The sequence below is a fragment of the Natrialba sp. PRR66 genome, from assembly GCF_034808065.1.
Taxonomy (GTDB): domain Archaea; phylum Halobacteriota; class Halobacteria; order Halobacteriales; family Natrialbaceae; genus Natrialba; species Natrialba aegyptia.
The window spans coordinates 516,575-542,629 of record NZ_JAXHGN010000003.1 but is presented as its reverse complement, the minus strand read 5'-3'; the positions used below and the strand labels follow the sequence as shown (position 1 = coordinate 542,629).

Below are 26,055 nucleotides of genomic sequence, written 5' to 3'. Positions count from 1 at the left end.
CATAGTGGCGACGGAGACGGCGTCGCGGCGGCTCAGTCGTCCGCGGGTGCCGTCTCCGAAATCGTCTCGAGTTCGCTCGCGGGAACCGTCCCGTCGTCGTTCCAGTCGCGTTCGTCGTAGTACTCGTCGAGACCCTGCTCGAAGTCCGGGATCTCGTAGGGCAGCGTGTCGTCCGCCCGGTCGAAGCCGCGCTGGTTGTTGAAGTGGCGTTCGAGGGCGACGACTTCGCTGCCGATCGCGAGCAGTTCCTCGTAGTCGGCGTCGAGTAGCGTCTCGAACCGCTCGGTGGTCATGAAGTCCCGGGAGAACTTACAGAGGACGGCGCTGTCTTTGATCGCGTTGATGTTCTCGAGTTCGACGAGCTTCGGCGGCTTGTTCTCGAGACCCGCCTTGTCGAAGGCGTCGTCGGCGTCGACCAGCGGGTACTCGTAGGGATAGAACTCGGCGTACATGTGGTCGGCACCGCGGTTCGAGGTCGCGAAGGCGAGCCCCTGGCCGTTCAGCGTGCGGCCGTCGTGGGCGGCGAACTCCATGCCCTTGACCGACCAGTTGTCGACGCCGAGTTCGTCGTGACAGCGGGCGACGCCCTCGGCGAGCGTGTCGCCGATTCCGTCGCGGTAGGCGATCTTCTCGACGGTTTCGTGAATGAGGTCGGCGTCGCCGAACTCGTCTTCGCTGGCGAGGTAGGCGGCGACGACGTCGCCGGCCGAGATGGTGTCGAGGCCGAGTTCGTCGCAGAGCTTGTTCGATTTCATCACGTCGACGATGTCGTCGACGCCGGAGTTCGATCCGAAGGCCATCAGGGTCTCGTATTCGGGGCCTTCGGTCTCGAGGCCGGTCTCTTCGTCTTTTGTCGGAAGCTTGCAGGCGAACGCGCAGGCCGAGCAGGTACCTTTCTTGTACTTTTTCTCCTCGACGCGGTCGCCGCTGATGTCGTCGATGTGTTCGTAGGAGAGTTCGGAGAAGTACCGCGTTGGCAGGGCCTCGACCATGTTCGCGTACGTCGCGACCGAGGTCGTCCCCTGGTCGCGCATCGGGCTGTCGGATTGGGCGGCCTCGCCGTGGATTTCCATCTGGAGCGCCGGGAGGTCGACCTCGCGGGTGGAGTCGCCGTCGAAGGTGATTGCCTTGACGTTCTTCGCGCCGAGCACCGCCCCGAGGCCGCCACGGCCGAACGCGCGCTCCTCGGAAGTCATGATCGAGGCGAAGCGAACTTCGTTCTCGCCGGCGGGACCGACGACGACGGTGTGCTCCGAGCCGAGTCCGTGTTCGTCGTCGATGTAGGCGCAGGTTTCGGGGACGGTCGCTTCTTCGAGTTCGGGGACGGCTTCGAACGAGACGCCGTCGTCGGTGACGTGGACGATGACGAGGTCGTCGCTCGCGCCGGTGATCTCGACGGCGCTGTAGCCGGTCGCGGTGAAGTTACGCGAGAGGAAGCCGCCAGCGTTGGAGGAGAGCAGGCCGTCGGTCAGCGGCGAGACGCCGGTTGCGGACATGCGGCCGGTAAAGCTCATGGTCGCGTGCTGGAGCGGGCCGGTCGCGAAGTACAGGTTGTTGTCCGCCCCGAGCGGGTCGGCGTCGAACGGGATGCGAGCGTGGGCGAGTTTCGTCCCGAGCGCGCGGCCGCCGATTGCCGACTCGAGGAGGTCGTCGATCCGTTCGGTTTCGCTCGTCTGTTCCCCGACGTCGATCGTACACAGTGGCCCCCGGACGTGCTTCATACGCGATACCGTGGGACGTGCGGTGGCAAAACGGTACCGGTACGTTGTCAGCGGATAACAGACGCGGCGTCGGTCTCGGGACGGCGAGTTCATCGAATCAGCCAACGCTTAATGTATCGGCACTGGACGACTTCGATAATGACCGGCCACGACTCCGCCGTCGACATCTATCGGCAGGCGTTACCGGTGATCCTCGTCAGTCTCGTCGCGGGCCTGTTCGCCGGCACGCTGCTCGGCAGCGAAACGATGCGTGAGGGAATCAGCCGCGTTCCCGGGTTGCTGTTGCTGTTGCCGGCCTTTCTCGCCACCCGCGGCGGGGTCTACGGCTCGCTCGGAGCGCGACTGTCGAGCGGGCTCCACCAGGGACTGCTCGACCCTCATTTCGAGTGGAGCGGGCGGCTCAGAAACGCCATCATCGCATCCTTCCTGAACGGCATGATCGTCTCGCTGTTTATCGCCGTGCTCACCTGGGTCGTAATGCTGGCCCTGGGACGGGAGGCCGCGTTGCTCGAACTCGTGATTATCCTCTTCGTCGCCGCTCTTTTGAGCGCCGTCGCGATGCTCGGCGTCTTGCTTCCCGTGATCTTCAAGGGCTATCGCCGCGGCCTCGATCCCGACAACGTCATCGGCCCCGTCGTGACGACCGTCGGCGACGTGTTCGGCGTCTTCTTCCTGCTGGTCGGGATCGCCGTGACGGAGGCACTACTGTGAGCGCCAACGAGGCCCGGGCCGGCGATGAACTCGGGCGAGATCACATCGGCGACTGGACGATCCGGAATATCGTCACGACGCTCGTCCCGCTCCTGGCCGTCCTGTCGGTGTTGCAGATGGTGTCGGGAACCGTCCTCGAGACCTTCGAAGCGGCGTTACTGACGAACCCCGCGTTGCTCGTGTTGGTCCCGGTGATGATCGGGACCGCCGGAAACCTGGGCTCGATCATGTGTGCCCGCCTCTCGACGCAGTTACACCTGGGGACGTTCGAGTTCTCGCCGACCAATCCGGATCTGCGAGCGACAGTCGGGGCGATCGTCGGCCTCGCGGGGACGGTATTCGTCCTGCTCGGTATCGCCTCCTGGGCTATCGGCCACCTGCTGGGCGGCGAGCTCGGACTCGCCCCGCTGCTGGTTATTACGATCACCAGCGGCATGCTGCTTGCCGTCTGGGTCGTCATCGTCAGTACGACCGCGGTCTACGCCTCCTACCGGCTCGGCTACGACCCTGACGACACGACGATTCCAGTCGTCACGAACGTCTGTGACATCACCGGGGTGCTCATCCTCTTTGCGGTGGTTTCAGTCGTTCTCTGAGGCGGTCTTTGCGGTGGTCTCGATCGGTCTCTGAGACGGCAGGACGGTACAATACCCGTTTGACCTATCCCAACATTGGTTATCGCGCGCGGTGAGATTCGAGTATGCACCGCCGTCATCTCCTCGCTGCTGCCGGCATCGGGCTCTCCATCACCGGCGGCTGTCTCCAGTCTTCGCTGCCGACTACCGGCGGCGAAAACCCACCTCCGGTAGCCGCCGAAACGACCGTCCAGTACGACATCCAGCAGTTGGGGGTTCGACACGGGTCATCGCCGCAATTCGACGGCGCAGCCGCGGGACAACTCGACGTGTTCGACTCGAGCGCGGCCGTCCATCGAACGCTTTCGGTTGCCGATTACGACGGCGAGACGCCTGCAAGTCGCGCGTTCGTCGACGAAACGAACTTCGACGCCGAACTTCTCGTCCACGTTACGTCGGTCTGGCCGAAACGGGATTTCCTCGGAATCCGCGTTCGTGAACTCGACAGAACGTCAGACACGCTCATCGGAACCGCAACAGCGATCGGCGACGACCCAACCGAAGGCAATGACGCACTGGCCTTTCCGGCCGCTCTCGTTCGCGTGTCTGTCGGGGAGGATACCCCCGAATCCGTCGAGTTCACGATCGTCGATTACCGGGAGAACGAGACGACCGTCGAAGAACCGATCTCGGCGGACGCATAACGAGCGTCGGATTGCGCCGCCACTAGGCGTGGTCACCGCCATCCGCGAAACGGAACAGCGGTCGCGTTTCAGGCCTCCGGAGCCTGTTCCGTCGCTTCGTCGGCGTAGATCGAGTTCACCTCGTCGGCGAACGCGTCCAGAATCGTCCGGCGTTTCTTCTTCATCGTCGGCGTCAGCATCTCGTTTTCCTCGGTGAACTCGATCGGCACGAGTCGGAACTCCTTGATCGTCTCGTGGGCCTCGAAGTCCTCGTTGACGGCCTCGACCTCCCGACCGATCCGCTCGCGGACCCACTCGTGATCGCAGATGGCTGCCGGGTCGTCCGGCAGCGCAACGTCCTCGGTCTCGGCACGCCGTTCGAGGGCGTCGATGTTCGGCACGATGAGCGCGCCGACGAACTTCTCGCCGTCGCCGACGACCAGACACTGCTCGACGAGTTCGTTCGCGGCGAAGGTGTCCTCGATCGGTGCGGGCGCGACGTTCTTGCCGGTCGAGAGGACGACGAGTTGCTTCGTTCGCTCGTGGAACTCGATGTAGCCGTCGGGGCGGACGGTGACGATGTCGCCGGTGCGGAACCACTCGGCGTCCGCGTCGGTCTCGGACGCGTTCCCGTCTCGGTCGGCGTCGCTCGCCCCCTCCCCCGGCGCGTCCGCCGTGAACGCCCGGTCGGTCGCCGCCGGCTTGTTCCAGTAGCCCTCGGTGACGTTCGGCCCGCGAACGAGGAGTTCACCCGTTTCGCCGGGCGTGCTGGCGGCATCGCCGTCCGGCACGATCGACCCGTCGACGGTCACGTCGCAGTCGATAACCGCCGGCCCGACAGTGCCGATCTTCGGTGCCTCCGGCGGGTTCGTCGTGACGACGGGCGAGGTTTCGGTGAGCCCGTATCCCTCCAAAATCGGCAGCCCCATGCCGTGATAGAGCGTGCAGAGATCCTCGGAGAGCGACCCGCCGCCGCTGACCAGCATCTCGACGTTCCCGCCGAGAGCCTCCTTGACCTTGCTGAACACCAGTTTGTCCGCAACCGAGAGCTTGAACTCGAGGATCGGTCCGGGATCGTCGGCCCGATAGTAGGCTCGACTCACGTCCGTCGCCCAGTCGAAGATGCGCTCTTTGATCGGAGACTCCGTGGCCTCCTCCCGAATCGCGTCGTAAATCTTCTCGTAGACCCGCGGGACGCTCGTCGCCCCGGTCGGCTGGACCGCGCGAAAGTCCTCCTTCAGCGTGTCCGAACTCTCGGCGTAGGCGACGGTCGCCCCCGCGGCGAACAGCAGGAAGTGCCCCGCCGTCCGCTCGAAGACGTGCGCCAGCGGCAGGTACGAGACGAGCGTACTGTTCTCGTCGATGACCGGCGTGTCCGCGTCCTTGTCCGGCCGCGGGCCGTAGCGACGGTAGACCTGATTGACGTTCGTCCGGAAGTTCCGGTGGGTGAGCATGACCCCTTTCGGCTTCCCCGTCGTTCCACTCGTGTAGATGATGCTCGCCAGATCGTCCGGGTCGCGCGCTGCGAGCCACTCCTCGTACGCCTCCGGATCGTACCGCTCGTCTCCCAGTTCGTAGACCTCCGCGAGCGTGTAGCAGTCCGTCGCCGCGTCCTCTCCCGCACCACCTACCTCGTCCATCGACACGATGAACTCGAGTTCGAGTTCGTCCTCGACGGCGAGCACCCGCTCTAACACCGCCTGGTTCTCGACAACGACGCCGCTGGCACCGGGATCGTCGAGCAGGTAGTGTGCCTTCTCGGGCGAGGAGTTCTTGTAGACGGTGGTCACGACTGCACCCGCGGCGAGTAGCGCGAAATCGGTCTGGGCCCACTCCATGCGCGTCTGGGCGAAGATACCGACCCGGTCGCCGGCCTCGACGCCGAGTTCGCGGAAGCCGGCGGCCAGCGCGCGGACGATCTCACCCGTTTCCGCGTAGGTCAGGCTTTCGTAGTCGCCGTGTGGGGCGGGGTCGACCGCCGTCCCGGCGAGACTGCGATCGTAGATGCCGCCCTGATACTGCTGGGCGATCGCGTTCGGATTGCGCTCGACCGACGCCTCGAACATCCCTCCCAGCGGTTCCATACCCAGCACCGGACTCGTGAACTCGCGCTCCGCGGTCTGCCAACCCATGGTATATTATACCAAGAGGAGCGGGGAACTCTTGAAAGTACAGGGAGTTCAGAGCAATTTATCACGATATTTCTGTGGGGGCGGCGGACGATAGTCGAGGTGTGAGGACCTAACCCATACCACCGAAACAGTTCTATCGGGTGCTCGGGAATCCCGCGTATGGGCGACGGTCCAGCGGCACAGGAGTTGTCGGAATCGACCATCGAAGAGATGCTTCGATCCATCGAACGGGAGCGAGAGTCGGGACCGAAACTGGAACTCGTGGAGGCAACAGCGGTCGAGCGCGGCTTTTGTTCCGTGTACCGCATCATTGGCTCCGGCGGAGAAGGTGCCGACAGGAATGCGACGCGAGAGGGATACCTGAAGGCCACCCCCGACGGGCAGACGTGGGGAATTCCAACCGAGTCGCGGATTCAGGCGGTTCTCAACGCTCACACGTCGATCCCGGTTCCGCCGGTCTGCGGCGTCGTCGACGATCACGACTCCCTGCCATCGCCGTTTTACCTCATGCGCGCACTGCCCGGCGAGGAAGTCGCCTACGAGCGCGTGTGCCGATTCGAAGACGCCTCGCTCCGGCGACTCGCTCGAGAAACCGGCGAGTATCTGGCCGAACTGCACGCGGTTTCGGCGGTCGACCGGTTCGGACACGTCCGTCACGACGGCCCCGAACTCGACGGCGGCCAGCCTGTCGGCGATCCGGCGACCCTGACCATCGGTACCCCACGAGAAGCGTGGCCAACCGCACTGCGGAACTACGCCGATCGTGAACTCGACCGGCACGCAAATTCCCGATTTTCGGATCTCACACCCGAACTCCGCCGGTGGGTCGAAACGGGCATCGACGAACTCGACGGACCGTTCGAACCCGTCCTGGGGCGAAACGATCACGGACTCCACAACCTCCTCATCGATCCCGAAACGGGCGAGATTACCGCGATGCTCGACTGGGGGTACACGCTCGCCGTACCGGCGGCTTTCGACTTCGAGTTCGCCGTGTACCTCTACAGCGGAGCCTTTCTCGCGGGACTGCCCGATGTCTCGGACCGGCGACCCCTCGTCCGCGAGGCAATGCTGTCCGGGTATCGGTCGACCGCGCCCGCCCGTGCTGAAAACGCTTCAGCGCCCGAACCGCTCTACGAGACGGTAGCGATGATCCGTATTATGAACGACTTCCATCATCTGGAATTCCCCGACGGAACCGAAATGGCGGTGATGGACCGCATCAGGGCAGACGTACGGGACCGTATCAGCTGATAACGCGACGCCGGAACGGGAACGGGCACGGACACGGGCACTCGAACAGTCGTACTGATTCACGCGTCCTCGTAGATCCGGTCCACTCGGTCCCCGAAGCGGTCCAGAATGACGCGGCGCTTCTTCTTCATCGTCGGCGTCAGCATCTCGTTCTCCTCGGTGAACTCGACCGGAACGAGTTCGAATTGCTTGATCGTCTCGTGTTTTTCGAAGCCCTCGTTCGCGCGGTCGACCTCCCGTTGGACGTACTCGCGAACGCGCTCGTCGTCGCAGATGGCATCGGTATCGTCGGGCAGGTCGATGCCCTGTTCGTCCGCCCACGTCCGGATGTGCTCGACGTTGGGGACGAGTAACGCGCCGATGAACTTCTCGCCGTCACCGACGACCATGCACTGCTCGACAACCTCGCTGGCGGCGAAGGCGTCCTCGAGCGGGCCGGGCGCGACGTTCTTTCCGGTCGAGAGCACGAGCAGTTGTTTCACGCGGTCGCGGAACTCGATGTAGTTGTCCCCGCGCAAGTGAACGACATCGCCGGTGCGAAACCACTTCTCGGCGGTCGAGTCGTCCGCAGTATCGAGTAGAGCGCCGCCGTCGGGCTGAGATAGAGTCTCAGCGGCGTCATCGGCCACAGCCTCGGTGAACGCCCGGTCGGTCGCTGCGGGCATATTCCAGTAGCCCTCGGTGACGTTCGGCCCGCGGACGAGGAGTTCGCCGACTGCTCCCGGATCGTCGAAGGCATCCTGGTCGACGACGCTCTCGTCGATCGAAATGTCGACGTCAGTCAGCGTCGGACCGATCGTCCCGATCCGCGGGTCGTCCGGCGGATTGACTGCGATGACCGGCGAGGTTTCGGTCAAGCCATAGCCCTCGAAGATCGGGAGTCCCATCGCGTGATAGAGCCGACAGAGTTCAGGCGAGAGGCTGCCGCCGCCGCTGATTAGGCTCTCGATTTCGCCGCCGAGTGCCTCGCGGACCGTCGAGAAGACCAGTTTGTCCGCAAGCGTTTGCTTCGCCGCGAGCACGGGGCCGGGCGAGTCGGCACGCTGGTACGCGACGCCGACGTCGGTCGCCCACTCGAAGAGACGCTTTTTGACCGGCGACTCGCTGGCCTGTTCGCGGATCGTATCGTAAATCTTCTCGTAGACGCGGGGGACGCTGGTCGCCGTGTTCGGCTGAACGATGCTGAAGTCCTCCTGGAGCGTATCCGGGTTTTCCGCGTAGGCGACACAGGCACCGCTTGCGAACAACAGGAAGTGCCCCGCCGTCCGCTCGAAGACGTGTGCCAGCGGCAGGTACGACATGGCCTGACTCTCGGCGTCGATAACCGGCACGTCCGCGTCTCTGTCCGGCCGCGGCGCGAAGCGCTTGCGGATCTGATTGACGTTCGCCCGGAAGTTGCCGTGGGTGAGCCGGACGCCCTTCGGCTGCCCGGTCGTCCCGCTCGTGTAGATCAGACTCGCCAAATCGTCCATCGCGGGGTCGTCGACCCACTCCTGGTAAGTCTCGGCATCGAACACCGTGGCACCGCGATCGTGAAGCTCCGCGAGCGTCAGCACGTCGTCCCGGTCGTCGTACGCCGTACCCGCCAGCTCGTCGATCGACACGATGAACTCGAGTTCGAGTTCGTCCTCAACGGCGAGCACCCGCTCTAGCAGTTCCTGGTTTTCGACGACGACGCCGTCCGCGTCCGGGTCGTCGAGCAAGTACGACACCTGGTCGGGCGAGGAACTCGTGTAGACGGTGGTGACGACCGCGCCGGCCCCGAGCAGCGCGAAGTCGGTCTGGGCCCACTCCATGCGAGTGTTGCTGAAGATACCGACCCGGTCGCCGGATTCGACGCCGAGATCGCGAAAACCGGCGGCGAGGTTCCGGACGATATCGCGCATCTCGGCGTAGGAAATCGCCCGGAAAGAATCGGGTTCGGCCGGCGGAAGCACGGCGTTCGAGTCGGTGCCGGTGAGCGAGCGATCGTAGATATCACCCTTGTACCGCTGGGCAGGCCGGTCTCTGTTCCGTTCTGCCGAGTTCTCGAACAGCCGACCGAGCGTCGTCGTCCCGATCACCTCGTCGTCGTACTCGCGTTCGGTGTCCCGCCAGTTCATATCCGTTCAGAGTCGTTCCTGTGCGATAAAACGTGATGAAACTGGTTTCAGTCGACGATTCGTTTATTCAGGTGTGAGCGCCGGCCGTCCCGAAAACGAGCGGATTCGGGAACTGAACTCGAAGCGCGAGAGCGTCGCGCAATCGGGAGTTCACTCTCGGTTGTCGAGATAGCCGATAACGCCGCGGACGTTCATCGCCGCCTCGGCGCTTGCTTTCTGCTCGTTCCAGGCCTCGCCCTTCTCGGTCGCGGACGCGAAGTGATCCATCACGTCCTCGTCGGCGTCGAGTTCAGCGCGTGTCGCCTCGACTGCGGAGACCCACTCGGTGAGGACGGTCGCGTACTCCTCGAGTACGCGTTCGGCGTCGTCGCCGACGTAACGAGGCCCGAAGTGCGTATAGAGGAGGACGTCGGGGCCGATCTCGGCGAGCAGTTCGACGTCTTCGAGACACTGTTCGAGGTCGAAGTCGGAGGGCGGGGAGGTTTCGACGATTTCCTCGCGGTCGGGAATCCAGATGCCGGCGGCGTCGCCGGTGAAGACGGCGTCGTTCGCGGGGTCCTCGAAGACGACCTGATGGAACGCGTGGCCGGGCGCGGCGTGAACGCGGAGTTCGTGGTCGCCGAGGTCGATCGCGTCGCCGTCTTCGAGTTCGACGATTCGATCTTCGGGGATCGGCTTCGGCTCGACGTAGAACTGCCACTGGTCGCCGACGGCGTTTTTCGTGCCGGCGACCAGTTTGCCGGGATCGGCGAGCAGGCTCGCGCCGGCGGCGGGGATACAGATGTCGGCGTTCGGGCAGGCCTCCGCGAGAAAGCCCGCGCCGCCCGCGTGATCGAGGTGGATGTGCGTCATCGTGACGACCTCGATGTCGGCGGGATCGATGTCGAGTTCGGCGAGCGCGTCGAGAATCAGGTTGTGGTTGGTGCCGATGCCGGTTTCGACGATAGCCGGCCGGTCGTCGTTTAGAATATAGACGGCTCCGTAGCCGCCCGTCTCGTACATGCCGGTATCGAGGTAGTACAGGTCCGAACAGTCGCCGGCGGTCACCTCGCGAACGTCACCGATGTCCATACCGGAAGCCCGTCGGCGGACGGGATAAAAGCTCGTGTCCCAGCACTCCGGCATTACCGTTCGAGTTCGTCCGGCTGATCCTTCCACTCGCCGATGCCGGACGGGTCGAGGTGGACGTGCGCGTCGCCGACGTCCTCGAGTCCGCGGAGCTGATCGACGAGTTCAGATTCGATGTCGTGGGCGCGCCGGAAGGGGAGTTCGCCGTCGACCTCGACGTGAACTTCGACTTCGAGGACGGGGCCGTCGTAGAAGACGGTTAGATCGTGGACGCCCTGCACGTCGGGGTGGGATCGGAGCACGTCGAGCACGGCCGTTCGCTTCTCGGGCGTCGGGGCGGCACCGACGAGGTAGTCGACGTTTTCGCGACCGATTTCGACACCCTGGTAGACGACCAGTAGGCTGACGAGTCCGCCGGCGACGGGATCGAGTTGTGGCTGGCCGAACGCGACGCCGATGATACCGACGACCGCGGCCAGCGACGTGTAGATGTCGTTGAGACAGTCGGCGGCCAGCGCCGCGAGGGCGGGCGAGTCGAGGTCCGCGTTGATCGCGACCGTGTACCGGTAAACGAGGTACATGTCGACGATGGCGAAGCCGAGCGAGCCGAGCAATAGCGGACTGAAGGTAACGTCGACCTCGGTGAGCAGTCCCTCGACGGAGCGATAGAGCAAGTTCAATCCGAGAAGTGAGATGACGGCACCCACGAACAGCGCCGTCAGCGGCTCGATGCGGTCGTGCCCGTGGGGGTGGGTATCGTCGGGTTCGTCGTACGAACTCTGTCCCCAGATATAGACGACGATGCTGGCGATGAGATCCGCGATCGAGTGTGCCGCGTCCGCGAGCAGGGCGACGCTCCCGAAGACGAGTCCCGCAGCCCCCTCGACCGCGATTTTCGCGACGTTGCCGAGGACGTTGACCCACGATGCCCGTCGGAACCCGCGTCGCTCGTCCTCGACACTGTCCATGGATGGTTTAGAGCCAGTCTAACCTTGGGTCTTTTCCTTCCGACCGCCCCTGACGGGGGTGGAAAACCGATCACAGGTCATAACGCTCATACGGCCGAGAAGCCGAGTGTATCGCAACGACGAACCGAGCGGCGATGTGGATCGGAAGCGCGCTGATTCCGAATCCGAACTCGGATCGTCCGAGGGCGATGGGGCCCGCCTGACCCAACCGCCGGCACCGACCGCCGGCTGACGGTCCCTGCCACTACACAGCCATGGCAGCCTCCCAACCCCAGCCCCACCCCCTCGTTCGACTCGAAACGCTCGCACTGATCGCCGTCGGCGGCTTCGCCGGTGCGAACCTCCGCTACTTCGCGATGGGCCTGCTCTCCGATGTCCAGTCCGTCCTGCTCGTCAACGTCATCGGCAGTTTCGCGCTCGGATTTCTCGTCTACGAAGCCCAGTACACCGGCCTCGTCGCGCCCAAATCGAGAGTCGTCTTCACGACCGGCTTCCTTTCTTCGCTGACAACCTACAGCACGTTCGCCATCCAATCCGCACTCGCGTCAACCCCCCTCCTGCTCGTCGCCATCGTCCTCGGCAACTACGGCCTCGGCTTTACCGGCGTCCTCGCCGGCCGTGAACTCGCCCGCCGACTCGGCGATCCGGCCGCCGCGACAACCGGCGGTGAGACGGCATGAGCGCGACCGCCGTGGCGTCGCTTGCTGAACTCTGGACGGCGATCGGCGGAGCGTTCGCGTCGGTGGCCGTCCCGAAAGTCGGTCTCGCAGCGGTCACGTTCGATCCCGAACCTGCACACATCGTGGGGACCGGCGGTGCGATCGGTGCGGTGTTGCGCTACGGCGTGTATCAACGGCTTCCGAGCGACCGATTCCCCTGGCCGACGCTGCTGGTGAACGTCGTCGGCAGTTTTGCCTTCGCGCTTGCGATGTTTGCGGGTGCGACCGAGTCGGTCCTACAGTTGCTTGGAACCGGTCTTTGCGGGGCGTTCACGACGTTTTCGTCGTTCTCGGTCGAGACGGTACAGTTGTACGAACGCGGCGATCGGCTGCTGGCAATCGGCAATGCCGGTGCGAATCTCGGCCTCGCACTCGCTGGAATCGGTCTCGCATGGGTCGTCGCCGCGCTGGGGCCCGTTTAGCCGTGTTCTACGGCCGTTCCGAGTCTGTAAGCGCCGAGATTCCCAGTCCGATTGCATCGACCTGCCGCGACTGGTTCTCGTTTGCCTCGTCGATGTCGTTTCGACTTGCCGGAAGTTCGTTACAACGCGGCTGAAACTATCGGTTCAGCCCGATCGGCTCACGCCTGAGACAGGTCGTCGAACGCCGCCGCGGCCGTCCGGGTCCCCTTCGAAATCAACACGTCGCCGGCCCGCAGCGTCGCGTCGGAGTCGCCGACGAGCAACCAGCCCTCATCGGGGCGGCGGATTGCGATCACCGACATGGTCGAATCGGTGTCGGGGACGCCGCTGGTGACGGTCGCACCGTCGAGGGTGCTCTCTGACTCGACCGGAACCCGGGTGATTATCTCGTCGCTCTCCTCGACGGCCATCTGGACGACCGGGTGAACATCGAGATCGCGGAGGACGCCCTCGCTAATGTCGACCGCAGCGTCGCTGATTACCTCCGTGCTGTTGCCGAGTTGGATGAGTCCCCGAAGGACGACCGGGTCGTCGGCGTCGGCGGCCGCTCGAAGCGTCCAGGCTTCGAACCGGGACTCCATCGCGTCGACTTCGACCTCCAGATTGCGGACCTCCTCGGCGAGAGCCTCGCTGTCGAACAGTACGCTGCTGTAAGCCAGATCGACGGCGAGTTCAGAGAGGTTCTTCATGTGGACGATGGTGTCGACCGCCCGTTCGAGGTCGTCGATATCCGGAACGTCGACTGCGGGGGATTCGTAGGGCGTGCCGGTGAGCGTCTCGTAAACCGATTCGATCGACGTATCCGGGCCGCGAAGGAGCGCAACGTCGTCGCTCGCGACCGTCGTGTTCGGGCCGGGATTGAGCAACCACTCGTTGCCGCGTCGAAGGGCGATCACTCGGACGCCGGTCTCTGACTCCAGATCGATGTCCATCAGCGTACGATCGGCGAACGCGGAGTCCGGCGAGACGACGCCCCGAACGAGCGTCTCGGTCGCTTCGGGAAGCGCCGCCCGCATCGCCTCCGGCAACCCGACTTCCTCCAGGATGATCTTCGCGATGTCGCCCGCGGCGTCGCTGATGTCGCCCGCTGCGGCGACGATCCCCAGAACCGGAGCCAGTTGCTCCGCATCGTCTGGATTTCGAACCGCCATCATGAGGCTCATCCGCGCCTGCAGTTCGAGGACGTCCATGCGCTCTTCTAAGCGCAACACTTCCCGCGCGAGGTCGTCGTTACGGTGCAAGACGGCCGAGTACGAGAGATCGATCAACAGCTCCGCCGTATCCTTCATCTCGACCAGGATATCCTTGACACTACGGGGCTCGTACTCGACCGACACCGCCGCGGTCTCCCCCTCGAACGGGTCCATACGTCGACAAACCCGCCGCGTCGAAAAAAACGTTTCCCGCCGGTCCCGTCACAGCTATCACGGAATCGCACGCCGCCTTCCGATACGGTTTTGGACGGCCACACAGAAGCCACGGGCAATGATCGATCGAACCCTTCTTCGCGAACAGCCCGAGACCGTTCGCGAGGCGCTCGACCACCGAGGCGATGACATCGACCTCGACAACCTCATCGACCTCGACGAACGGTGGCGCGAACTCAAAGCCCGCGGCGACAAACTCCGCCACGAACGCAACGAGATCACCGACCGCATCGGCGAACTCGTCGCCGACGGCAAAGACGAGGAGCGAGAAGCCGCCATCGAGGAATCCAAGGAGCTCAAAGCCGAGATCGAGACCGTCGAGGCCGAAGCCACGGAGTTGCGCGACGAACTCGACGAGCAATTGCTCGAAATCCCGCAGCTCCCCCACGAGAGCGTCCCGATTGGCGATGACGAGTCGGACAACGTCGAGGACCGACGCTGGGGCTTCGACGAACTGCGCACGATCCCCGACGACGTCGTCCCCCACTACGACCTCGGCGAGGACATGGACATCATCGACGAGGAACGCGGCGCGAAGACCACCGGCTCCGGCTTTTACTTCCTCAAGGGCGACGGCGCACGGTTGGAACACGCACTTATCCAGTTCATGCTCGACGTCCACCGCGAGCAGGGCTACGTCGACATCGTCCCGCCGGTCCCGATCACCAGCGAGTCGATGCGCGGCACCGGCCAACTCCCCAAGTTCGCCGACGACGCCTACCGACTCGGCGGCCGCAACGACGAACCCTACGAGGACGACGACCTCTGGCTCTGTCCCACCGCCGAGGTCCCCGTCACCAACATGTACGCCGACGACATCCTCCTCACGGACGACCTCCCGCTCAAACACCAGGCCTACACGCCGAACTTCCGGCGCGAAGCCGGCGAACACGGCACCGAAACCCGTGGCATCGTCCGCGTCCACCAGTTCAACAAAGTCGAACTCGTCAACTTCGTCGAACCCGCGGAGAGCTACGACCGACTCGAAACCCTCCTCGGCGAGGCCGAGGAAGTCCTTCGTCGTCTCGATCTCCCCTACCGCGTGCTCGAACTCTGTACCGGCGACCTCGGCTTCAAGGCGACCAAGCAGATCGATCTCGAGGTCTGGGCCCCCGCAGACGACATGGACGACGGCCCCGACGAAGGCGGTCGCTGGCTCGAAGTCTCAACCGCCTCGAACTTCGAGGACTTCCAGGCCCGCCGCGCCGGCCTTCGCTACCGCCCCGAGCGCCACGAATCGGCCGAGTACCTCCACACCCTGAACGCCTCGGGCGTCGCTATTCCCCGCGTGATGGTGGCCATCCTCGAATACTACCAGAACGAGGACGGCACCGTCACGGTCCCCGAGGCGCTGCGCGCCTACATGGGCGGCCAAGAACGCATCGAGGGCCACGAAAAAGTCGGCGAGAGCGCACTCGGTGCCGGCGAACGAGAGTAACGGCTTGCTGACGGCGATCGAGACACCCGACGAATCGATGCCGTTGGGACCCCCAACGCGCACCCGCACCATCACTCGTGACGCCCAAACGAACCGCCAGAGCGAACTAACAGCGGAAAATAGCACCGTCTCTTGAACGATTTTCCAATACCAATTGGAGCGTTGACTGCAGCATCGAACCACCGGTCACGTTTAACTGTGAGACAACCGAACGCATAGCTATGGCGTCATACGAGGAACGGGTCATCAGACTGATCGCCAACCCGGACAACCGCGCGATTCTGACGATTCTCGACGACGCATCCCGACCGCTCTCCGTGGCATCGCTCGCCGACCGACTCGTTTCTCGCGACGCAGCCGTCGTCGACGCAACAACCTACGACCGCCGTCTCGACTCCACGCGTCTCTCCCTCCACCACGCCCGCTTACCCCGCCTCGCCGGCGCTGAACTCGTCGCGTACAACCCCAAGGAAAACATCGTTTCCGCGCGGGAACACGCCATCATCGACCCCGAATGGCTCGAGTTCACTCTCCTCGACGAGTTCCTCTCGCAATTCGGCGGCAAACGTGGCCCCGACACGATCGGTATACTCGAGACCCGAGCAGCGATCTACGACTACAGCCGCGAACTGGCGGACAAAGCCGACGATGAACTCTTCATCATCTATACGTCCGCCGACCTGCTCGATGAGAGCTGTCTTCCGCACACGACACGGGCGATCGAGCGCGGGGTGGACTTTTATGCCGGGTCGCAGAATCACGAGGTCAGGCGGTTCTTCCGGAATAACGTTCCGGAAACGACCATCTGGGAGCCACAGCTAGACTGGATGAACGAGCCATCGCGGTATCCGCGCGTCAGTCGCCTCATCGTGGCCGATCGCGACAAGGTACTGCTATCCCTGCAAGAGGAGCCACCGGTCGATAGCGAGGCGACGGCAACTGAAACGGAGCCCGGGATCGAAGCCGCGGCTGAGACTGAAACCGAAACTGAAACCACGACCAACACAAAAAGCGGGGACGAGACCACCGAACCCGCCGAAACCGCGATGATCGGCGAGGGAGCGACCAATCCGCTCGTCGTCCTCGTCCGGGAACTGCTCGGACCACGCCTCGACCACCTTGATTATCAGAGCGACCACTTCACGGGCGAACTTCCATTCGAACCATGACCGACATTTCACGATCCGGCGGCGACGACGAACCGCCGCCAGCAACTGTCCAATCGACCCACGAGTTCACCGATGACCAACCCCCGAGCGAGACGATCGTTCGGGCCGTCGCCGCACTGACGAACACGCCGGTCCTTGAGCTCGAGCCGCTGTATACGGTTATCGACCCGACGCAGATCGACGAGACGTACGAGAAGACGAGTGCGGCGGTCGAGGCCGAGTTTTCGTTTACCTACAGCGGTTGCGACGTGACGGTGACCCGTGAGGGGGTTCACGTGCGGCGGGTGAGAGACGGAAACGGAAACGGAGACGGAGCGAACGAGGACACGGACGTCTAACCGGGCTATCGCGGCTCTGCGTTCGGCGATTGTCTCTCGTTTTCGGTGGTCGATCAGCCCGGCGGAACTCGTGAGTTGCGAAGATGGTGGTCACCGGTCGGGCGACCGGAACATGGTGTGGCGGCTTCGCTTTGCTGTGTGTCTGTATGACTCGACCGCTCGGGACAGAAGACACAGGAAAGACCGACGGCGTCGGTCGAAACGAAAGGCGCTTGGACTTAGATGTAGTCGATGGCCGGCGGGAGTTCGAGCTTCATGCCCTTGCGCTCGCGGATCTCCATGATCTTCTCGCGCTGGAGCGAGTCGGCCATGACTTCGAAGCCGGCGTTTTCCGTGTTCCAGGAGGCGCGGCCTTCGGTTGCGGAGCGAATGTCGCTGGCGAAGCCGATCATCTCGCCGACGGGGGCGATACCCTCGACGACCATCAGATCGCCTTCCTGGTACATGTCGTCGACGCGGCCACGACGGCCCTGGATTTCGCCGGAGGCGGCACCCATGTGGTCGTTGGGCACGTCGATACGAACGTCCTGCATCGGTTCGAGCATCTTGATCTGGCCGTCGATCAGCGACTTGTGGACGGCCTCGCGGGTTGCCGGGATGACCTGTGCTGGGCCGCGGTGGATGGTGTCCTCGTGGAGTCGGGCGTCGTGCAGGCGGATTAGCGTCCCCTGAACCGGCTCGTTGGCGAGTGGGCCGTTGTCGAGTGCGTCCTCGAGCCCTTCGATGACGAGTTCCATCGTCTCGTTCAAGTGCTGGATACCCTTCGTGTCGTCGATGAGGATGTTCGTCCCGTGGATGTGCTCGACGTTCTGGGACGTGTCCTTGTCCATGCCGGCATCCTGCAGGGCCTCGCGGCGTTCCTGTTCGGGCATGTCCATCGAGGCCTCGCCGAGTTTGATCGTCTCGACGAGTTCGTTCGTCATCGGTTCGATGGAGATGTAAAAGCGGTTGTGGCGGTTCGGCGAGATGCCCTCGACTTCGGCGCTTGCCTGCTGGGGCTGCTCGCGGTAGACGACGATCGGTTCGCCGGTGTTGACGGGAATGCCCTGGTTCTTCTCGATGCGCTGGGTGATGACTTCGAGGTGGAGTTCACCCTGGCCGGAGATGAGGTGTTCGCCGGTGTCCTCGTTGATGGTGATCTGGATCGTCGGGTCCTCCTTGGAGACCTGTCGTAGCGTCTCGATGAGCTTCGGCAGGTCGTCCATGTTCTGGGCCTCGACGGATTTCGTAATGACCGGCTCGGAGATGTGTTCGATCGATTCGAACGGCGTCATGTCGACGCTCGAGACGGTCGAACCGGCGATGGCGTCCTTGAGACCGGTGACGGCGGCGATGTTCCCTGCCGGGACGCGGTCGACTTCCTCGCGCTCGCCACCCATGTAGATGCCGACGCTCTGGACGCGGTTCTTCCCGGCGGTACCGGAGACGTACAGCTCCTGGCCCTTCTCGAGCGTGCCGGAGAAGACGCGGCCCGCGGCGATTTCGCCGGCGTGGGGGTCGATCCCGATGTCGGTGACCATCAGAACGACGTCTCCCGTTTCGTCGACGAGGCGCATGCCCTCGGCGAGATCCGAGTCGGCGTCGCCGCGCCAGATGCGTGGGATACGACGGGGCTGGGCGTCGATGGGGTTCGGGAAGTGCTCACAGACCATGTCGAGCACGACGTCCGACAGCGGCGTTCGCTCGTGGAGTTCCTGGCGCTTGTCCGCGCGCTCGAGTTCCATGATCTCGCCGAAGTCCATACCGGTTCGCTGCATCGACGGCATGGAGACGCCCCACTTGTACAGGGCGGATCCGAAGCCGACGGTGCCGTCTTCGACGGAGACGGTCCAGTCGTCGACGTCGTCCATGTCCTCGGTCATGCCGCGAATGAGTTCGTTGACGTCGCTGATGACCGAGAGCAGACGCTGTTGCATCTCCTCGGGACCTTCCTGCAGTTCGGAGATCAGGCGGTCAACCTTGTTGATGAACAGGGTCGGCTTGACGCCCTCGCGGAGCGCCTGTCGCAGGACGGTCTCGGTCTGGGGCATGGCCCCTTCGACGGCGTCGACGACGACGAGCGCACCGTCGACCGCACGCATCGCGCGAGTCACGTCGCCACCGAAGTCGACGTGGCCGGGCGTGTCGATGAGGTTGATGAGGTGGTTGGTGTCCTCGTACTCGTGGGTCATCGAAACGTTCGCCGCGTCGATGGTGATCCCGCGTTCCTGCTCGTCTTCCTCGGTGTCCATCGCGAGCTGCTCGCCGGCGGTCTCGTCGGAGATCATGCCCGCACCGGCCAACAGGTTGTCGGTAAGCGTCGTTTTTCCGTGGTCGACGTGAGCGGCGATGGCGATGTTCCGGATGTTCTCCGGGTCGTCCATCAACCGTTCACACTCTTGAACGATTTTCTTACGTCGGCCCATATACCCCCCAATACCGGTAGCGGGGTCAAAAGGGTAGTGTTTCGTCGGCGGCAGAATCCGACGCGTATCCCCGTTCGTGCCGTTGAATATCCATTTTGCGTGAGTGAATAACATGCACTAAGAGGGCCGGCGGAGTCGCGGCCCGTTCTGCACTCGAGTTCCACTGACTGCCACCCGGCGTAAGAGACATACCTGCCCATCCCTTGCTATCCTTGCACATGGACATTCGTATCCAGGGTCCCGGTCCGACCTCTCCCTTTCTCAGCGCCCGAGATCTCTTCGAAACCGAACACGACCTCTCACGGCCAGTCTACGTGCGCTTGCGCGATGACCCCGACGAACGTACGTGGGCCGGCCACTACGAGGACCACCACATCCTCAACATCTCCCGGCAGGCCGCCTCCAGCGCGATGGCCCGTGAACTCGCCCTCCACGAGTTTGCCCACATGGCCAGACACGAACAGGAACATCCCTCCCACACCCAATCGACCGAAGAAGTCCTCTATCTCGCACTCGCCGGCAAGAGCGTCGAGCGGCGAAAACTCTCTCACTGCTACCAGATCGCAAACCACATGAAAGACATCTACGCCGACGACATCACGCTCTCGGTCGGTCCCGGAGAGAAGCTCCTCTCCTTTCTCGAGTCCGGCCTCGCAACGGCCGTCGCGAACCGCCCGGACACGCCGTCGCGGCCGGGACTGCGACGGCTCTCGCCGAGCGCCGATCCCGAGATCACGGCCGTTAACGCGGCGTTCGCACTCGCGCTCGCGGAGCGCCACGACCTCGTCGACGACGCGCACACGCACCGCCTGTACGATCTCGCCCACGCGGCCGCCATGGACGCCCCCGAGGTCGACTTCGACGGCTTCAGGCGACGCTTTCGTGAACTCGGGCAGGAGACGGATTCGAGCACGTATCGGAAGGCGCTCGTCGACGCGACGCGCTCGTACGTCTCGATGAGTGACCCTGCCGCGGACTGATGGCCACTCGTCCGTGGGTTCCGGCGGCCGGAGCCAATCACGCGCGTTCGGACGGCGTCGTGTGACGCTCGGCGGATACGACGCGCCGAGCGGAGACAAGCGAGAGCGTCGCTCCCCCGAGCAGGAAGAACCCGCCGAGCAACGCCACGGTTTCGAGCGGACCGGTGAGATCGGCGACGTACCCCGCAACCGGCTTCAACGGGGCACGGACGACTGCATAACACATCGACATCGCACTCAGGACGGTCGCACGCCCGGTCGACCCGATTCGATCGTTGACGTACGCGGTGACCAGCGGCTTCGATAGCGCAGCGGCCCCTTTCAGAAAAACGAACACCGGAATTGCAAGCAGCGGGAGAACCACCGGTGCGACAAGCGCCACTGCGACGGCGACGGGTACCCACACGAGCACCGCACGAATCCCGACGAGTTCCCGAACGCGGGCCGCGCTATCGCTCGCGATCGCGCTGATGACGGCAAAGCAGGCATAGAGCACGCCCAGGAGTGCGGGCTCCGGGAGTCCGGTAGTCACCCCGATCGCTGTGCCAGCCCCCGTCCCGCCGCCCGCGCTCGCACCCATCACCGCCATCGAATCGAGTACCTGACCGAGTACGGTCTCCGCAATCGGCTGGATGAAGGTATCCGCCGCGTTGACGACGGCGAAAAACAGTGCGATGAAGGCGACGAACGGACGCAACGACCCCGAAAGCAGGTCCGTCCGGATGATCGACAGCGACTCGCGAACGCCGACCCGGTCCGTCGCAATCGTTCCCTCATCACCGTGTCCGTTCTGCGGGAGCGAAAGAACGATGCCGATCCCACAGGCGTGCAACGCCGCCGATGCGACGAACGGGTACGTCGGATGGACCACGTAGAGCAGTCCGCCGACGATCATCGTCATCGCCGACGTGTACTCGTAGATCGCCCCACCGCGACCGCGCACGCGAGTGAACTCGTCGTTGTCCTCGGTGCTGTCGTTGTCGCCGTTGCCGCTGTTGTCGTCGTTGTCGTCATTGCGCAGGTCCGTTGCGAGCGTCTCGTACAACCAGGCGTCGGCGGTTCCCGATTGAAACGCGATCGAAACGGCCCACAGCGAGTAGAGGACGACGAACTGCCAGTACGCATCGGCGACGACGAATCCGGCGACTGATGCGGTCATCGACGTCATTCCGAGCGCGAGGGCGTTCCGGTGACCGATGCGGTCGGCAGCGTAGCCGGTCGGGACCTCGAGAAGGACGACGAGCACGGCGGAAATGGCACTCAGTAGCCCGATCTGAGTAAACGAGAGGTCGTTCCAGAGCAAAAAGAGCGTGAAGACCGGCCAGATGAATCCGACCGAGTCAGTCACCTGGTAGCCGTAGTATGTCAGAATCGTCGTGTTCGGAAGCCGATCAGCAGGGGACAGCACTAGGCTATCGTCGTATGGCGTCCCGTTTAGTCGTTCCCTGATCGCAGTTTCTGTAAGTAATTCTACGTGTTTGCCACACGGAGTTGTTCAGTGAGCCACGCTGCTCGAGTTCAGTTGTGACTGCGAGCGGTGACGAAATCGACAGAGGAGAAAGACTCGATCGGCGTTAGCGAGCGGCCGCTGCGACGCGCTCTTTTTCCTCTTTCTGACTGACCGCGTAGGTCTGGACGTCGTAGTTCGCTGCGCCGGTGAGCTGAGAGGCGATGGCCTCAGGAACCGACGTGGACGTCTTGAACGAGGCGTTGTGGACGCCTTCGGCGAGGAACTTCAGCGCCTGATCGACGCGGCGCTGGGGCGCGACGTCGACGGCCTTCGGGACCGAGATGCCACCGTACTTGAGGCGGACGGTCTCCTCGCGCGGCGCTGCGTTCTCGACGGCCGTCACGAGAATCTGGATCGGGTTCTCCTCGGTGCGCTCGTGGATGAGTTCGAACGCCTCACGGACGTAGCTGAGCGTCTTTTGTTTCTTGCCCGTGTTCTCCTCGGTCTGCATGAGCCGGTTGATAAAGCGCTCGACGATGGAGATCTGGGACTTCTGGAACTGCTTGCTGGCGTGGCGACCGGCGGTGTGTGCGACCGGCGTTACGGTGATGTAGCGCTCGGTCGAGGGGTCCTCGTAGGCGATTTCGTCGATTTCCCACGTGCCAAAGAGCTGTGCACCGACATCTGCACCGCCTGCTGGGGCGTCCGGGTCCGGTTGATCTTCTGCCGCCATGGTTATCGCACCGGTTTCTCCGCGTTTCCGCGAACGAGTTCTTTCAGTGCGACGCCGTTGACCTTGTCGACCTTGTAGTTGACGCCGGAGAGGTCACCCATTGCACGACCCTTTGCCCCGCCGATACCGGCGATGGTAACTTCGTCGTGCTCGTCGATGAACGAAATTGCGCCGTCACCGGGACAGAACGCGGTGACCTGCTTGCCGTTCTTGATCAGCTGCACGCGGACGCACTTTCGGATCGCCGAGTTGGGCTGCTTGGCTTCGATGCCGACCTTTTCGAGTACGATACCTCGTGCCTGTGGCGCTCCCTCGAGAGGGTCGGACTTCTCGCGAAGTCCGCGAGCGCGGCGCGCGTAGTCAGAGTCGGACCACCGCTGATTCTGGCGGTCCTTCTTGAGCTTACGCGCGGCGTACTTGCCGTTTGCCATAGTGTCCGTCGCTATCCGACGAAGACACTTAAGCATCCCTGTTTCGATCCGCCGTTACGCCACGAGAGCGCTCGATGTACCCCGCTCGCCGGATCTGAGCGTGTTTCGTGAACTCGAGTTATCGCTCGAGCGTCGATTAGCGGGCCTCGGCAGACTGGAGGTTCCCGAACGGCACCGGTCGTCCGTGCCAGACCACGGTCGGTGTGAACGAAGTGGCAGCCGTTCCCGTGAATTCTTATTTGGTGACAGTTCTACCGATATGATCAAAATCGTATGAGTAACGAGAAGCTATTAGTTAGGTGGGTCACATTCTGCAACCAGTATGACAGTCACTACGGTACTTCTTGGCAATTCATGGATTCAGCGACTTCTCGGTTCTAGTGACAGTAGCTCACAATCAGATGATGAACTGCCGACGGTGCACGATCGAATCGGATACGAGGGATCACTCGAGGATGCGGAGGTTATCGGTCGGAGTCCGCAGTCGTATATCGCTGCCGGCGAATCGGTCTCGACGTTCGTCGGCAAACAGGTGACTACCAAACTCGCCCAGCATGGCCTCGAAGACATCGAGGGCGAGGAGTGGTACTCACTCAAAATCCCACTCGCCGCACTGTACGATATGCGCGATGAGTACGGCGATGTCAGGATGCGGAATATGGGTCGAAACGTCCCCGAGCACGTCGAATTCCCGCCAGAACTGTCCGAGGTCGAGAACGCGCTACCGGGAATCAATCAGGCGTATACCCAGAACCACCGCGGCACGGAGATCGGATCCTACGAGTTCGAGCAAGCAGGATCGAACGAGGGAGTGATGATCTGTGAGAACCCGTATCCGTGCGAGTTCGACAAGGGACTTATCAAGGGCGTTGCGAAGAAATTTGCCGACAGCCACGTCACGGTCGAGGAGGTCGGCGATCAGTGTCGATCGGAGGGCGGCCAGCACTGTGAGTACCGCGTCGAGTGGATATAGCCGAGTACGGGTTCGAATTCTGATTTGGGTTCGGGTTCGAATTCTGATTTGGGTTCGGGTTCGAATTCGAATCGAATTCGAATTCGACGTCAGTACGGATACTCGCGCGGTTCGCGCTGGATCGAGATCCACTTCAGCGTCGTCAGGGTGTCCATGATCCACTCGTCGTTGTACCGGCCCATGCCCGACGCACCGACGCCGCCGAAGGCGACGTGGGGTTCGTCGTTCAGCGGCTGGTCGTTGATGTGGACCATTCCAGTCTCTAACGCATCGGCCACGTCACGCGCGCGAGCGACATCAGATGAGTGGACCGATCCCGACAGCCCGTAGTCAGTGCCGTTGGCGATACGGATCGCCTCCTCGTCGGTCTCGAACGGGATAACCGGGGCAACTGGCCCGAAGTGCTCGTTGCAGGCGGCCGGCATATCGGCCGTGACAGCCGAGAGCACCGTGGGTTCGATGAACAATCCGTCGTGGTTACCGCCGGCTTCGACCGTCGCGCCGCGTTCGATCGACTCCTCGAGGAATCCGACGATTTTGTCGCGCTGGCTCTCGTTGATGACCGGTCCGACGAGCGTCCCCTCTTCGCGCGGATCGCCGATAGGGAGCTGTTCGGCGCGGTCGGCGAGCCCTGCGACGTACTCGTCGTACAGCGACTCGTGGACCAGATGGCGGTTGATCGAGATACACTCCTGGCCCTGGTGAGTGAACGAGCCGAACGCGCCAGCGTCGATCGCACGCGCTACGTCGGCGTCTTCGAGCACGATGTGTGCGTTGTTGCCGCCCAGTTCCAGCGCCGGTTCCGTATACGAGCCGACGGCGCGCTGGCCGACGCCTCGCCCGACTTCCGAGGAGCCAGTAAACGCCATCACTGACGGAACCGAGTGTCCCGAGAAGTGGTCGCCGATCTCGTGGCCGTAGCCGGGGACGACGTTCAGGACGCCCGCCGGCAGACCGGCCTCCTCGAAGACCTTCGCGAGCACGAGCCCGCCCGTCAGCGGGGTGTGCTCGTCGGGCTTTAGCACGACGCTGTTGCCAAGTGCGATGGCCGGTGCGACGACCCGACTGGAGAGATACAGCGGGAAGTTCCACGGCGTGATGACGCCGACGACGCCGGCGGGTTCGCGCACGAGCAGGTTCTCCTTGCCCGGCGTCACCGACTCCTTGCGGCGGCCGCCGTCGCGCATCGCCAGTCCGGACCCGACCTCCATCGTCCCCTGGGCAAGTTGCGTCTCGAAGTCGGCCTTCAGCTGGACACCACCGCACTCGACCGCAAACAGTGTTGCAAGGTCCTCGGCGTACTCACCCAGCAACGCACAGGCATCCGCGACGATCCCGGCACGTTCCTGCGGCGGTCGCTGCGCCCATGCTTCCTGGGCCTCGTCCGCGATCGCGTACGCCTCGTCGACATCGTCCTCGGTACTCGAAGGAACCCTCGTCAGGGTTGTCCGCGTCGCGGGATTTTCGACTTCGATCGGGTCTCGGTCACCGGCCGGAACCCACTCTCCGTCGAGATACAGCGCGTTCCATCCGTTCTCCGGCGCAATATCGAGTTCATCTACGGCACGCTCTTCGGCAGGGAAATCGTTCGTACCCGGCATACGAACTCCGTCTCAGTGAACGCTGTTTACTGTTTTGGTTATGATATTCACAGCCAAAAACTACTTGTACAACACTATACAGTAATGACTATCACCGAAGAGAACACATACGAATTGTTAGATGTCTCCGACCAAACAGTCGAATCGAAACCGGTGAGATCGGCGTCAAGCTAACCGCTTGTGTCCGGTGTCTTGGCCGTTCAGTGACGAGAAACGAAACGAGCGGCGCACCCGCGAGTTCAACAGAGCGGCTTCAACAGGAGAAGTTCAACACAGAAGGCAGATACCGAAACGACCGGGAAACGACCGGGACCGCTCAAATAAGCTGTACGTCGTCGATCTCGCAGTGTCGATCGGCGAGTCGACGAACGGTCTCGATCGTGCGACCGTTCGATCCGATCGCAACGCCGCGGTCGGAATCGGCGACTTCGACGTAGGCGACCGTATCGTTGTTTTCGCTGATCGTCACGTTGTACACCGCTGCGGGTGCAAACGCGTTCGCGACGAACGCCTCGGGATCGTCGGCATCTTCGACGAGTCGAACCGGCAGGCCGATACGCTCCTGAAACTGCGTTACCGTCCGTCCGTCGGGCCCGATCGCCTCGCCCAACTGACCGCTCGCGACGACGATCGTCAACTGAACTCGTGCGCCGTCAGCCTCGGTGTCGATAATGCAGTCGATGCCATCTGCACCCGTCACCTCCTCGAACGTCTCGAGATACTGCCGGGCGTCGTCGTCGAGGGTTACCGCCATC

At 63.3% G+C, this 26,055-nt stretch carries 23 protein-coding genes and 1 riboswitch; of the genes, 11 read left to right on the top strand and 12 right to left on the bottom strand.

All coding sequences use genetic code 11. The features are described from left to right. Positions 1–32 precede the first annotated feature (32 nt). Complete coding sequence (locus SM755_RS13085) at positions 33–1,721, bottom strand: aldehyde ferredoxin oxidoreductase C-terminal domain-containing protein (protein WP_323173040.1); 1,689 nt, start codon at positions 1,719–1,721, stop codon at positions 33–35. Between the two features lie 138 nt (positions 1,722–1,859). Between SM755_RS13085 and SM755_RS13080 the strand changes: the two genes are divergently transcribed. The 3 genes from SM755_RS13080 (at position 1,860) to SM755_RS13070 (ending at position 3,711) form a co-directional block, all read left to right on the top strand. Then, positions 1,860–2,432, top strand: coding sequence for a magnesium transporter (locus SM755_RS13080; RefSeq protein ID WP_323173039.1), 573 nt, complete (start codon positions 1,860–1,862; stop codon positions 2,430–2,432). After that, the gene (locus SM755_RS13075; RefSeq protein WP_006664982.1) at positions 2,429–3,028 is read left to right on the top strand and encodes a magnesium transporter; all 600 of its coding nucleotides are present in this window, start codon (positions 2,429–2,431) and stop codon (positions 3,026–3,028) included. Before SM755_RS13080 ends, SM755_RS13075 begins: the two co-directional genes overlap by 4 nt. Positions 3,029–3,132: 104 nt before the next feature. Then, a complete protein-coding gene (locus SM755_RS13070) occupies positions 3,133–3,711 on the top strand; it encodes a hypothetical protein (RefSeq protein WP_006664983.1) in 579 nt (192 codons plus the stop codon). A gap of 68 nt (positions 3,712–3,779) precedes the next feature. Here the strand turns inward: SM755_RS13070 and SM755_RS13065 are convergent, their stop codons facing one another. Continuing rightward, complete coding sequence (locus SM755_RS13065) at positions 3,780–5,822, bottom strand: long-chain fatty acid--CoA ligase (protein WP_006664984.1); 2,043 nt, start codon at positions 5,820–5,822, stop codon at positions 3,780–3,782. Positions 5,823–5,981: 159 nt separating this feature from the next. Here SM755_RS13065 and SM755_RS13060 point away from each other — a divergent pair, with 159 nt between their 5' ends. After that, complete coding sequence (locus SM755_RS13060) at positions 5,982–7,076, top strand: phosphotransferase (protein ID WP_323173038.1); 1,095 nt, start codon at positions 5,982–5,984, stop codon at positions 7,074–7,076. A 59-nt stretch (positions 7,077–7,135) separates the two neighbouring features. Here the strand turns inward: SM755_RS13060 and SM755_RS13055 are convergent, their stop codons facing one another. The 3 genes from SM755_RS13055 to SM755_RS13045 all read right to left on the bottom strand — a co-directional run bounded on the left by SM755_RS13055 (position 7,136) and on the right by SM755_RS13045 (position 11,214). Continuing rightward, positions 7,136–9,178, bottom strand: coding sequence for a long-chain fatty acid--CoA ligase (locus SM755_RS13055; protein ID WP_323173037.1), 2,043 nt, complete (start codon positions 9,176–9,178; stop codon positions 7,136–7,138). A 150-nt stretch (positions 9,179–9,328) separates the two neighbouring features. Continuing rightward, complete coding sequence (locus SM755_RS13050; protein WP_323173036.1) at positions 9,329–10,249, bottom strand: MBL fold metallo-hydrolase; 921 nt, start codon at positions 10,247–10,249, stop codon at positions 9,329–9,331. Positions 10,250–10,302: 53 nt separating this feature from the next. After that, positions 10,303–11,214 (bottom strand): cation diffusion facilitator family transporter, encoded by a 912-nt coding sequence (locus SM755_RS13045; protein ID WP_323173035.1) that lies wholly within the window; start codon positions 11,212–11,214, stop codon positions 10,303–10,305. 175 nt (positions 11,215–11,389) lie between these two features. Continuing rightward, positions 11,390–11,462: riboswitch (Fluoride riboswitch) on the top strand. Between the two features lie 6 nt (positions 11,463–11,468). Here SM755_RS13045 and SM755_RS13040 point away from each other — a divergent pair. Together SM755_RS13040 and SM755_RS13035 are read left to right on the top strand one after the other, a co-directional pair. Next, the gene (locus tag SM755_RS13040; RefSeq protein WP_323173034.1) at positions 11,469–11,894 is read left to right on the top strand and encodes a CrcB family protein; all 426 of its coding nucleotides are present in this window, start codon (positions 11,469–11,471) and stop codon (positions 11,892–11,894) included. Continuing rightward, positions 11,891–12,355 (top strand): CrcB family protein, encoded by a 465-nt coding sequence (locus SM755_RS13035; protein WP_323173033.1) that lies wholly within the window; start codon positions 11,891–11,893, stop codon positions 12,353–12,355. Before SM755_RS13040 ends, SM755_RS13035 begins: the two co-directional genes overlap by 4 nt. A 158-nt stretch (positions 12,356–12,513) precedes the next feature. On the opposite strand, the gene SM755_RS13030 is transcribed toward SM755_RS13035, so the two are convergent. Further along, complete coding sequence (locus SM755_RS13030) at positions 12,514–13,722, bottom strand: TrkA C-terminal domain-containing protein (protein WP_323173032.1); 1,209 nt, start codon at positions 13,720–13,722, stop codon at positions 12,514–12,516. 118 nt (positions 13,723–13,840) lie between these two features. Here SM755_RS13030 and serS point away from each other — a divergent pair, with 118 nt between their 5' ends. The 3 genes from serS to SM755_RS13015 all read left to right on the top strand — a co-directional run bounded on the left by serS (position 13,841) and on the right by SM755_RS13015 (position 16,727). Beyond that, complete coding sequence (gene serS / locus SM755_RS13025) at positions 13,841–15,220, top strand: serine--tRNA ligase (protein ID WP_323173031.1); 1,380 nt, start codon at positions 13,841–13,843, stop codon at positions 15,218–15,220. A 221-nt stretch (positions 15,221–15,441) separates the two neighbouring features. Further along, positions 15,442–16,389, top strand: coding sequence for an ArsR family transcriptional regulator (locus SM755_RS13020; protein WP_323173030.1), 948 nt, complete (start codon positions 15,442–15,444; stop codon positions 16,387–16,389). Further along, a complete protein-coding gene (locus tag SM755_RS13015; protein ID WP_323173029.1) occupies positions 16,386–16,727 on the top strand; it encodes a HalOD1 output domain-containing protein in 342 nt (113 codons plus the stop codon). Before SM755_RS13020 ends, SM755_RS13015 begins: the two co-directional genes overlap by 4 nt. Before the next feature lie 218 nt (positions 16,728–16,945). Here SM755_RS13015 and SM755_RS13010 read toward each other — a convergent pair whose 3' ends face one another. Continuing rightward, positions 16,946–19,132, bottom strand: a complete 2,187-nt coding sequence (locus SM755_RS13010) for an elongation factor EF-2 (RefSeq protein ID WP_323173028.1) — start codon at positions 19,130–19,132, stop codon at positions 16,946–16,948. Between the two features lie 218 nt (positions 19,133–19,350). Between SM755_RS13010 and SM755_RS13005 the strand changes: the two genes are divergently transcribed. Next, on the top strand, positions 19,351–20,112 hold the full coding sequence (locus tag SM755_RS13005; protein ID WP_323173027.1) for a DUF5781 family protein: 762 nt from the start codon (positions 19,351–19,353) through the stop codon (positions 20,110–20,112). A 37-nt stretch (positions 20,113–20,149) separates the two neighbouring features. Here SM755_RS13005 and SM755_RS13000 read toward each other — a convergent pair whose 3' ends face one another. From SM755_RS13000 to SM755_RS12990, 3 genes are all read right to left on the bottom strand, one after another. After that, positions 20,150–21,520 carry an MFS transporter gene (locus SM755_RS13000; RefSeq protein ID WP_323173026.1) on the bottom strand — a complete coding sequence of 457 codons (1,371 nt, stop codon included), beginning with the start codon at positions 21,518–21,520 and terminating at the stop codon, positions 20,150–20,152. 166 nt (positions 21,521–21,686) lie between these two features. Further along, positions 21,687–22,295: a 30S ribosomal protein S7 gene (locus SM755_RS12995; RefSeq protein ID WP_006664999.1), complete on the bottom strand. Its 609-nt coding sequence runs from the start codon at positions 22,293–22,295 to the stop codon at positions 21,687–21,689. Between the two features lie 2 nt (positions 22,296–22,297). Further along, positions 22,298–22,726 carry a 30S ribosomal protein S12 gene (locus SM755_RS12990; protein WP_004267302.1) on the bottom strand — a complete coding sequence of 143 codons (429 nt, stop codon included), beginning with the start codon at positions 22,724–22,726 and terminating at the stop codon, positions 22,298–22,300. Between the two features lie 418 nt (positions 22,727–23,144). Between SM755_RS12990 and SM755_RS12985 the strand changes: the two genes are divergently transcribed. Next, positions 23,145–23,699, top strand: coding sequence for a hypothetical protein (locus SM755_RS12985; RefSeq protein ID WP_323173025.1), 555 nt, complete (start codon positions 23,145–23,147; stop codon positions 23,697–23,699). Positions 23,700–23,788: 89 nt separating this feature from the next. On the opposite strand, the gene SM755_RS12980 is transcribed toward SM755_RS12985, so the two are convergent. Both SM755_RS12980 and SM755_RS12975 read right to left on the bottom strand, forming a co-directional pair. Then, complete coding sequence (locus SM755_RS12980; RefSeq protein ID WP_323173024.1) at positions 23,789–25,300, bottom strand: aldehyde dehydrogenase family protein; 1,512 nt, start codon at positions 25,298–25,300, stop codon at positions 23,789–23,791. 316 nt (positions 25,301–25,616) lie between these two features. After that, positions 25,617–26,054, bottom strand: a complete 438-nt coding sequence (locus tag SM755_RS12975; RefSeq protein WP_323173023.1) for a NusA-like transcription termination signal-binding factor — start codon at positions 26,052–26,054, stop codon at positions 25,617–25,619. Position 26,055 lies beyond the last annotated feature (1 nt).

Bases quoted from the DNA above. Each gene is read 5' to 3' on its own strand.
- SM755_RS13065 (WP_006664984.1), bottom strand. From the start codon at position 5,822: ATGGGTTGGCAGACCGCGGAGCGCGAGTTCACGAGTCCGGTGCTGGGT.
- SM755_RS13070 (WP_006664983.1), top strand. From the start codon at position 3,133: ATGCACCGCCGTCATCTCCTCGCTGCTGCCGGCATCGGGCTCTCCATC.
- SM755_RS13010 (WP_323173028.1), bottom strand. From the start codon at position 19,132: ATGGGCCGACGTAAGAAAATCGTTCAAGAGTGTGAACGGTTGATGGAC.
- SM755_RS13060 (WP_323173038.1), top strand. From the start codon at position 5,982: ATGGGCGACGGTCCAGCGGCACAGGAGTTGTCGGAATCGACCATCGAA.
- SM755_RS13080 (WP_323173039.1), top strand. From the start codon at position 1,860: ATGACCGGCCACGACTCCGCCGTCGACATCTATCGGCAGGCGTTACCG.
- SM755_RS13085 (WP_323173040.1), bottom strand. From the start codon at position 1,721: ATGAAGCACGTCCGGGGGCCACTGTGTACGATCGACGTCGGGGAACAG.
- SM755_RS13030 (WP_323173032.1), bottom strand. From the start codon at position 13,722: ATGGACCCGTTCGAGGGGGAGACCGCGGCGGTGTCGGTCGAGTACGAG.
- SM755_RS13005 (WP_323173027.1), top strand. From the start codon at position 19,351: ATGGACATTCGTATCCAGGGTCCCGGTCCGACCTCTCCCTTTCTCAGC.
- SM755_RS13050 (WP_323173036.1), bottom strand. From the start codon at position 10,249: ATGGACATCGGTGACGTTCGCGAGGTGACCGCCGGCGACTGTTCGGAC.
- SM755_RS13045 (WP_323173035.1), bottom strand. From the start codon at position 11,214: ATGGACAGTGTCGAGGACGAGCGACGCGGGTTCCGACGGGCATCGTGG.
- SM755_RS13040 (WP_323173034.1), top strand. From the start codon at position 11,469: ATGGCAGCCTCCCAACCCCAGCCCCACCCCCTCGTTCGACTCGAAACG.
- SM755_RS12980 (WP_323173024.1), bottom strand. From the start codon at position 25,300: ATGCCGGGTACGAACGATTTCCCTGCCGAAGAGCGTGCCGTAGATGAA.
- SM755_RS13020 (WP_323173030.1), top strand. From the start codon at position 15,442: ATGGCGTCATACGAGGAACGGGTCATCAGACTGATCGCCAACCCGGAC.
- SM755_RS13055 (WP_323173037.1), bottom strand. From the start codon at position 9,178: ATGAACTGGCGGGACACCGAACGCGAGTACGACGACGAGGTGATCGGG.
- SM755_RS13015 (WP_323173029.1), top strand. From the start codon at position 16,386: ATGACCGACATTTCACGATCCGGCGGCGACGACGAACCGCCGCCAGCA.
- SM755_RS13035 (WP_323173033.1), top strand. From the start codon at position 11,891: ATGAGCGCGACCGCCGTGGCGTCGCTTGCTGAACTCTGGACGGCGATC.
- SM755_RS12990 (WP_004267302.1), bottom strand. From the start codon at position 22,726: ATGGCAAACGGCAAGTACGCCGCGCGTAAGCTCAAGAAGGACCGCCAG.
- SM755_RS12995 (WP_006664999.1), bottom strand. From the start codon at position 22,295: ATGGCGGCAGAAGATCAACCGGACCCGGACGCCCCAGCAGGCGGTGCA.
- serS (WP_323173031.1), top strand. From the start codon at position 13,841: ATGATCGATCGAACCCTTCTTCGCGAACAGCCCGAGACCGTTCGCGAG.
- SM755_RS12975 (WP_323173023.1), bottom strand. From the start codon at position 26,054: ATGGCGGTAACCCTCGACGACGACGCCCGGCAGTATCTCGAGACGTTC.